This is a genomic window from Campylobacter portucalensis, assembly GCF_009690845.1.
Lineage (GTDB): Bacteria > Campylobacterota > Campylobacteria > Campylobacterales > Campylobacteraceae > Campylobacter_B > Campylobacter_B portucalensis.
In genome coordinates, this window is record NZ_VWSJ01000024.1 from 36,739 (window position 1) to 43,959 (window position 7,221).

The window sequence follows — 7,221 nt, forward strand, 5'->3', positions numbered from 1 at the left end:
AAATACTTTTGGGGTAGGTAAGAGTATGGCAAAGAGAAAAAAAGGGAAAAAATGGCGTATGTGAAAGAATTTAAAGAAGAGTGTATAAATTTATTAAATAGCGGTGTAAATTCCGTTTTGGTTTCAAAACAGATGGGGGTATCACGCCCAACCATATTGAAGTGGGCAAAAGAGGCAAAAAAATATGAAACGAGCATTGAAAATGCTATAAAATCACTTCAAGCCAAGATCGAATTACTTATCCAAAAAAACGATATCACCCCGCAAGAGACCGCACTCATGGCAGATCTCATCATCGCCTTAAACAGACTAACGGGTGAAAACAAAAAGAAAAAGACCATTTACGTAAAGCCGCCAATCAGTCTGGACAAGGCCGCACAAAACTTAAGAGAGAGAATTTTAAAAGAGGGCGAACTGTTTGAGTATCAAAAAGAGTTTTTTAGATCCGACGCACAGTTTAGGATCGTTTTAAAGTCAAGGCAGATAGGTTTTAGCTACGTTGCGGCTGCTGATGCGTTGGTGGGCGGGGTTGGCGGGCGTAACCAGCTATTTTTATCCGCATCCGAAGAGCAAGCCCAAATTTTAATGAACTATTTAAAACTATGGGCGTCAAAATTCGGCATAGCCTTAGCCAAAGAGAGCCAAACGGAGATCACGCTGGAAAATGGCGCCATCATAAAAGCCTTAGCGCACAACTTCCGCACCGTGCAGGGCTTTACGGGCGATATATGGATGGATGAGTTTGCCTGGTATCCAAATCCTAAGCGAATTTGGCATGCATTCGTGCCAAGTATCGGGGCTATTAAGGGGCGTTTAACGATACTGTCAACCCCATTTGAAGAAAAAAGCCTTTTTCATGAGCTTTTTAGCGATGAGTTAAAATATAGGATGTTTGAGCGTTTCCGTGTCGATATCTATAGGGCGATGGATGACGGGCTAAATTTCGATTTGGAGACGATGAGGGCACTTTTTGATGCCGATACGTGGGCAAGTGCTTATGAGTGCGTTTTTATAGACGATGAGAGTTCGCTTTTAAGTATAAGCCTCATTAAAAGCTGTATCGATGAAAGAGCCGGCTACTTCACACCTAGTAGCAGCACGCCGCTATTTTGCGGGTATGATATCGGGCGGGTGCATGATAGATCTACCCTTGCAGCTATTGAGAGTAATGGGGATAGCTACGTGCTGGCTATGATGGAGGTGTTTAATAAAGCAAGCTTTAAAGAGCAGGAAAATATCCTAACGGCACACCTAAAAAGCTACCCCCTTGCCACCCTTGAGATGGATAAAACGGGGATCGGACTAAATCTAACAGAGACCATGCACGCCAAGTTTAAATCACGCATTACAGGGGTATATTTTACTGCCCCCATAAAAGAGGAGTTAGCCCTCAACCTAAAAAAGCTATTTGAAGATAAAAAAATTTCAATCCCCAACGACTCGCGTCTTATTGCCGACTTGCACGCCATAAAACGCACCGCAGGGGGTAAGAATTTCAAGTATGATGCCAAAAGAGATGAACACGGGCATGCTGATAGATTTTGGGCTTTAGCCCTGGCATGCCACAAGGTGGGGGCGGTAGTGAAACGAAAACGAGGCGGGGCAATCATTTTGTAGGCCCCGCCTTTAAAATTTTAATTAAACGGGGGCTTTTAGTATTGGGGTTTTCCTTTTTTTGTTTTGTCTATATGCTTTATAGCTAACAAAAATAAAAAGTGCCACGGTTATAGCTAAAATAAGATTTTGACCTGCCATTTTTAATCCTTTTTATTCTCTTTAGTGTTTTTAATATCATCCAAACAAGCCCTGTAAATATCTTTGGTATCCTTCTTGGCTTAGCCTCTCCCCCGTATTTTTCAGTTCCGCCCCCGCACCTAAAACAGCGTCCAAAAAATCCCCAAAATCAACACTAGATTTCACAACTAGCCTCCGCTAAAGTTATAACGGATAAAAACCCTATCTCACTTAATTCCGCAGCACTATCTAACACCCTCGCAACGTTTAAAAAGCTTTTAAAATTGATATCATAAACCTTTTTATCCTGGGTTAAAAAGTCGCGGTTGCCACTAAAAAAGGTTTTAATAATTGGCGTGATTTTGCTGTGCTTTACTTCTAAAAGCCTTGCCAACTCTATTGATGTAATAAAATAATCTTCACACCCCTCAAGCCTCTCAATCTTTTGTCTGTTTTTTTTCTTTTTCCAAATATTTTTCTATAACACTCATTTTATTCTCCTTTATTTTTTTCAAAAAATGATTGTTTATATTCTAAAATTTCTTTAGCCGTTAAGGCAAGTTTTAAAGTTTTTCCCCACTCAAAAAGTTCTTTAGTATCGTTAAAAACAGATGAGCTCCAGTAAGTATAGTCTTGGTTATCTTTCCAGCTGATCAACCTTTCTTTTTCTTCTTTATCAGCCATTCTTGCCCAATATTGAGCGTAAGTCTCTTTTAGGGGGCAGTTTTCGCCGGATATTGCATAGGTTAATAATAGCTTAAGAGCTTCTCGAGATATATCAACAACACAAGTGGAAGTTCCGGTAATGTTTTTTCCAACTGTTCAATGCAACTCTTAAAAAGGCTTCTGTTGGTTATTAAAAGAGATTTAAAAGCCCGAATATCTTCATAACAAAACAGTTTTTTATTAAATACAGGTTCTAGCATATCAATTAAGCTGCGATCTATTAACTCTATATACGGTATGAAAAAATTATACCGTTCGCTTTTAAAGTTCTTTATTGCGTTATCTATTATGCCCTTAATTTCATCTACCTTTTCTTCTATATCCTCTTGTTTTTCTATTTCTTCTCTTGTCATTTTATCCCCTTTGCGTTTTTAATCTCTTTTGTTTGCGGCGTCTCTTTTAGCCGCTTAGCCATATTCCAGCACAAATGATCAAGCGTATAAAGCGCCTGAGTTAATCCCACTCTATCGCCATCATCCCTGCAAATCCTCCCAAGCCCCTCAAGCAAAACACTAAGCCCCTCTAAAAGCTCCGTAGCGTTATCTACTTCATCCAAAAAAAATACATTCACAGCTCACCCCTTATCGCATTCCTTACCCCACTATCGCTTCGCTCCACCCTGCGGCAAATCTCTGCCAAACTAAGCCCGCTCCTATAAAGCCTTACTATCTCATCTTTTTCGCTTTTGCTTAGGCGAGTGCCTTTTTTAGCTAAGTTTTGTGATAAAGTAAATACTTCATTTTTGTTTTCAAGTAAGCTTACTTGCTTTTCAAGCAAAGAGGTGTATTTATCCTTAGTGGTTATTAACTCACTTGCTAGGGCTTTGTTTTTACTATCAAGGTCGTTTAACTTCTCATTTAGCTTACCAACACTTTTGATTAGGTTATCAAGATGGGGGCGTGATGAGTTTTTGTCTTCTAGCTTTTTAGCATAACTTAAAAGTTCGTTGTATTTATCAATACCTATTGAAAAATTCTCTCTAATGTGATAAAATTCTTTTATCAATGCTTTTTTTAAATTCTCGCACGATAGGGGTATTTTGCAAGTAGGTTAAAATAAGCATTGATTGCTGTTCATTTAGATAAAAAATCTTATTAGGACGCCCTCCAAACTCGCTGTTTTGGGGTTTAGTCATTTCAAATGACACCTTTCCAAACTCCTTAAAGTCATCTAAATGTTTATCTATAAGCAGTCTTACACTTCTAGCTTTTGCATGTGTATTTTCTGCTATAACTAGATGTGAAACGCTTGGCTCACCTTTAAAAATTGAAACTAAATTACTCATTTTTTATCCTTTAAATTTTTAACTTCATTTTCTAGTTTTTTAAGGCGGGCTTCATTAAGTTCTGCCCACACACCTAAAATGATGATTAAGATAAAATCTAAACTCATTTTTACTCCTTTACTTAAAATTTGCTATAATACCTTTGATGAGATGAAAGCCCCTTAGCGGAAGGGGCTACTCTTAGCTTTTAAAAAGCTTGAGTATGGCAATAGCATAAAATGCTATCTGTAAGATTACCGCTATTAATCTTAGCCATTTCATCTTGTCTCCTTGATTTTATTTCAAAGTCGTTATTAACAACTTTGATAACATAATTATATCATAAATAACTATGTTTGTCAAGATAAAAAGATATTTTATATTATTTTATTTAAATATTTAGTAGTTTTTAAAGACTTCTTAGTCTTTTAAGAAGTCTTTTATAAGAGTTTTTATAGCTTTTATATTTTCAAGTTCGCCTTTTAGCTTTTGATTTTCTAATAAAAGCTCCAAAGATTTAGTCATTTGTTCGCTAATCTCGCCTTTTGTGAGTGCGTTTTTTATTCCACCCTCACTATACCCTATCAACTCCCCAAGCTGTTTATAAGTAAGCCCTAGCTCTTTACAAGTTGATTTAATTAAATTCTCTTTTTCCATCTTTTTGCCTTTAAAATTTTATCTAAATTATACCTTAACAACTTTAAAATTCACACAAGCCCAAGACGCTTAATCCCCTTTTAGCGTGATTTTTATATCCTTAGCCAACTTGTCGGCTAATTTTTGAGCCAGATCGTTTTTTGCCTGTTCAAACTCACCCCCGCCCACGTAGCTGTAAAACGCACGGCTTAAGTAGGGGTTAGCCCCGGTGCCAGGGTGGCGTACAAGCTTGCCATAGATTGCCGCACGGCTTGCCAGCACCCTTTTATTTTTAGGGGTGATTAGGTGGGGGCGTGTGCCAAAGTGCACAAATTTCGCATATGGGGTGATGGTGGTATTTCCAACCGAAATTTTAAACTCATCCATCCCGTCATCAAAAACTTGAATATCTTTTTTAAGATTGCCCGTTTTATAGGGGGCGATCTCTTTTGCGCGCGTACGCACGCCTGAGGCAACGCGAAATAAAAAGGCTTTTAGCGCATCTTTAATCATCTCTCCCCCGCCCGCTCACTCTCATCTGCTTTAAAATTCTCTCTTACGTAGTTTAAAGCGTCAATAAAGGTGCCTTGAAAGGTTTTTATCACTCTACCGACATTGGTATCGAAGTGATTAAACTCGCAAATCTCGCCAAACTCTTTAAAATTTTTAGCGTTTTGGCATTCGTCTTGGCTGGGGGCAAATAGATCAAAAAGATAGGCAATTTTGCCGTCTTTTACAGTAGTCATCGGCTTAATAAGCCCTTTCAATGGCGTGTCTTTGTCATTTTCTTCATTATAATCATATGATCCGATGTGCCACTCTATCCCATAAAATGCGATTTCAAATTTTCTAAGTTCCATTTAATAACCTCTCTTTTATCTTTTATACTGTTTTGTTTAAAGTAATTATAAATTGCCTTTTTATTGCCATTTTTTGGCGGTATAAACGTCACTATCCTATCACCATTAAACACAATAAAAAAGCCATTGTCACTAAAAGAATTTAATCTGTTTTTATTTTTTTTATTTGGTGCAATTTCATTTATTGAATTTAATGCTTTTATTATATCTTCTTTTTTCGCTTTTTTATAAAGCGGAGTCGTGTGTTTGCCTTTAATGTAATTATATTTATCAACAACCCGCTCAACCCCCATTTTATCTATATGCCTTAAAATTTCATCATTTTTAGGCGCTTTGGTAGCCCTCATCTTCACACCATCCACCTTATACTCATCAATCCACACGGGCACCACCTCGCTTCTACACCTAAAATGATAAGGCGGCAAGCCAAAATTATGCGGCAGATCGCTTGTCTTGGCATTAAAGCCGCCGCTCATCCACATGGCGGCCGCTTTTTTTTCGCTCATATTTTTGGCGTTGATGATTTTATTGGCTTGATTTTCCAAGTGTGAAGCCGGTATTATACGCCCGTGCATACAACGACAAATCTCACTCGTGCGGCTATCCATTCTAGCTACCACCTTATAAAATTTAACGCCGTATTTTTGAGCTTGGGTGATGGTTGAGACGTTTTGGGCTTGGCTTATGATATGATCACCTAGTCCTGCGAAGTATGATACGCCATGTTTTATCTCACCCTCAAAAGCCTTTTTTAAAGCCGCCGCCATCTCATCACGCGCCAACTCACCATTAAAAACCGACCGTATCACGCTTTTTAACCTCTCTTGAAATTTTTGGCTATACTCAACACCCGCCCAATAAAAGCCCCGACGCATAGCCTCGATAGCCCTAAAATCCTGCCCATCAAAACTCACCCCCAAAACAGCCCCATTTAAAAGGGCCAGTTTTTGATAAATCTCTTCAAGGTTGGTAGGATTTAGGGCGATATCTATCCCCTTTATTTTGGAAGTTACAAGCCCCATTAACTCATCCAATTCCAAATCAAAATTTTTATTTATAAAAATTAGTAAATTGGCAAGTTTCTCTTCAAGGTGCGATCCTACCAGGTTAGAATTTTCCCTTAAAAACTCATCTATGATCTCGCCCGCGTCTTTATCGAATTTTGATTTTAAAAGCTCTTTTAATAGCCGCTTTTCATTCATGCACGCCCCCGCTCTTCCAGTGCATTTTTTAAACTCTCTTTCGTATCTTCCAAATACTCCTGCCAGTACGGATCGAAGTATAACGCCTCAATAGTGGGAAAGCTTTTAAGGTACTTTTGACACACTCTATAGCGTTTATTGTGCAAATTTTTAATGGTCACTACAATTTTCGTCTTTTCATTGCCGCAATATGGACAAAACATCTTAAACTCCTTTTTTTAAGGGGGATTTTACCGCATTTTTGTGTTTTTTTACAGCCCCCTTAAAAAAAAGAGCCCTAAAGCCCTTTTTTAATTTTTTGTTTTAAAACTACATTAAGCCCCGTTATAACGCTGGTAGCTTGCTTTTTGCTTAGCTTGTGCAAATAAGAGCGGTAGAGTAAAAGCACCTTGCACTGCTTGCTTATAAATCTCATCAATCCCGCTTCACTCCATCCCAAACTCCTGCTAAGATATAAAATTTTTTCAATCTGCCTTTTTGTGATCTTATCATCGCTAAGCTCATTTCGCCCCGCCAAATCAGGATCAAAATCTATCCCGTCTTCTCTTTTGCCCTCAAATATATCAAGCACCGCACACAGCTCTTTTATACTCAAATCCCTACAACTACACTCACCAAATCGCAAATTAAGCCAGTACTCCCACGCGTCATCATCTTTTATGCTTTTATAGTGTGGGTGGGTGTGAATTTTAGCTAAAAGCTGCTTTCTAAAAAGCCTTTTAGATGGTGTCATACTAACCCCCTTTGCCATAGGTAGTGGGTAAGTGTGGCGTGGCTTACCCTTTACATTCAAGCTTTC

General features: G+C 38.3%; 12 protein-coding genes. 1 reads left to right on the forward strand and 11 read right to left on the reverse strand.

Annotated features, from left to right (window positions below; genetic code table 11):
* Nucleotides 1–51 precede the first annotated feature (51 nt).
* Complete coding sequence (locus F1B92_RS06370; protein ID WP_154571028.1) at nucleotides 52–1,617, forward strand: terminase large subunit domain-containing protein; 1,566 nt, start codon at nucleotides 52–54, stop codon at nucleotides 1,615–1,617.
* A gap of 292 nt (nucleotides 1,618–1,909) precedes the next feature.
* On the opposite strand, the gene F1B92_RS06375 is transcribed toward F1B92_RS06370, so the two are convergent.
* The 11 genes from F1B92_RS06375 to F1B92_RS06430 form a co-directional block, all read right to left on the reverse strand.
* Nucleotides 1,910–2,128: a hypothetical protein gene (locus F1B92_RS06375; RefSeq protein WP_154571029.1), complete on the reverse strand. Its 219-nt coding sequence runs from the start codon at nucleotides 2,126–2,128 to the stop codon at nucleotides 1,910–1,912.
* A gap of 98 nt (nucleotides 2,129–2,226) precedes the next feature.
* Complete coding sequence (locus F1B92_RS06380; protein ID WP_154571030.1) at nucleotides 2,227–2,418, reverse strand: hypothetical protein; 192 nt, start codon at nucleotides 2,416–2,418, stop codon at nucleotides 2,227–2,229.
* A gap of 62 nt (nucleotides 2,419–2,480) precedes the next feature.
* Nucleotides 2,481–2,813 carry a hypothetical protein gene (locus tag F1B92_RS06385; RefSeq protein WP_154571031.1) on the reverse strand — a complete coding sequence of 111 codons (333 nt, stop codon included), beginning with the start codon at nucleotides 2,811–2,813 and terminating at the stop codon, nucleotides 2,481–2,483.
* The gene (locus F1B92_RS06390) at nucleotides 2,810–3,031 is read right to left on the reverse strand and encodes a hypothetical protein (protein ID WP_154571032.1); all 222 of its coding nucleotides are present in this window, start codon (nucleotides 3,029–3,031) and stop codon (nucleotides 2,810–2,812) included. The genes F1B92_RS06385 and F1B92_RS06390 overlap by 4 nt, the downstream gene beginning before the upstream one ends.
* Nucleotides 3,028–3,465 carry a helix-turn-helix domain-containing protein gene (locus F1B92_RS06395; RefSeq protein ID WP_154571033.1) on the reverse strand — a complete coding sequence of 146 codons (438 nt, stop codon included), beginning with the start codon at nucleotides 3,463–3,465 and terminating at the stop codon, nucleotides 3,028–3,030. Before F1B92_RS06395 ends, F1B92_RS06390 begins: the two co-directional genes overlap by 4 nt.
* A complete protein-coding gene (locus tag F1B92_RS06400) occupies nucleotides 3,440–3,745 on the reverse strand; it encodes a Rha family transcriptional regulator (protein ID WP_154571034.1) in 306 nt (101 codons plus the stop codon). The genes F1B92_RS06395 and F1B92_RS06400 overlap by 26 nt, the downstream gene beginning before the upstream one ends.
* Before the next feature lie 399 nt (nucleotides 3,746–4,144).
* Nucleotides 4,145–4,381: an XRE family transcriptional regulator gene (locus F1B92_RS06405; RefSeq protein ID WP_154571035.1), complete on the reverse strand. Its 237-nt coding sequence runs from the start codon at nucleotides 4,379–4,381 to the stop codon at nucleotides 4,145–4,147.
* A gap of 69 nt (nucleotides 4,382–4,450) precedes the next feature.
* Nucleotides 4,451–4,873: an HK97 gp10 family phage protein gene (locus F1B92_RS06410; RefSeq protein WP_154571036.1), complete on the reverse strand. Its 423-nt coding sequence runs from the start codon at nucleotides 4,871–4,873 to the stop codon at nucleotides 4,451–4,453.
* Nucleotides 4,870–5,220, reverse strand: coding sequence for a hypothetical protein (locus F1B92_RS06415; RefSeq protein WP_154571037.1), 351 nt, complete (start codon nucleotides 5,218–5,220; stop codon nucleotides 4,870–4,872). Before F1B92_RS06415 ends, F1B92_RS06410 begins: the two co-directional genes overlap by 4 nt.
* Nucleotides 5,181–6,422, reverse strand: a complete 1,242-nt coding sequence (locus tag F1B92_RS06420) for a structural protein (RefSeq protein WP_195836306.1) — start codon at nucleotides 6,420–6,422, stop codon at nucleotides 5,181–5,183. The genes F1B92_RS06415 and F1B92_RS06420 overlap by 40 nt, the downstream gene beginning before the upstream one ends.
* Before the next feature lie 277 nt (nucleotides 6,423–6,699).
* The coding region (locus F1B92_RS06430) for a phage protein GemA/Gp16 family protein (protein ID WP_229770961.1) at nucleotides 6,700–7,221 on the reverse strand (522 nt) is incomplete at its 5' end.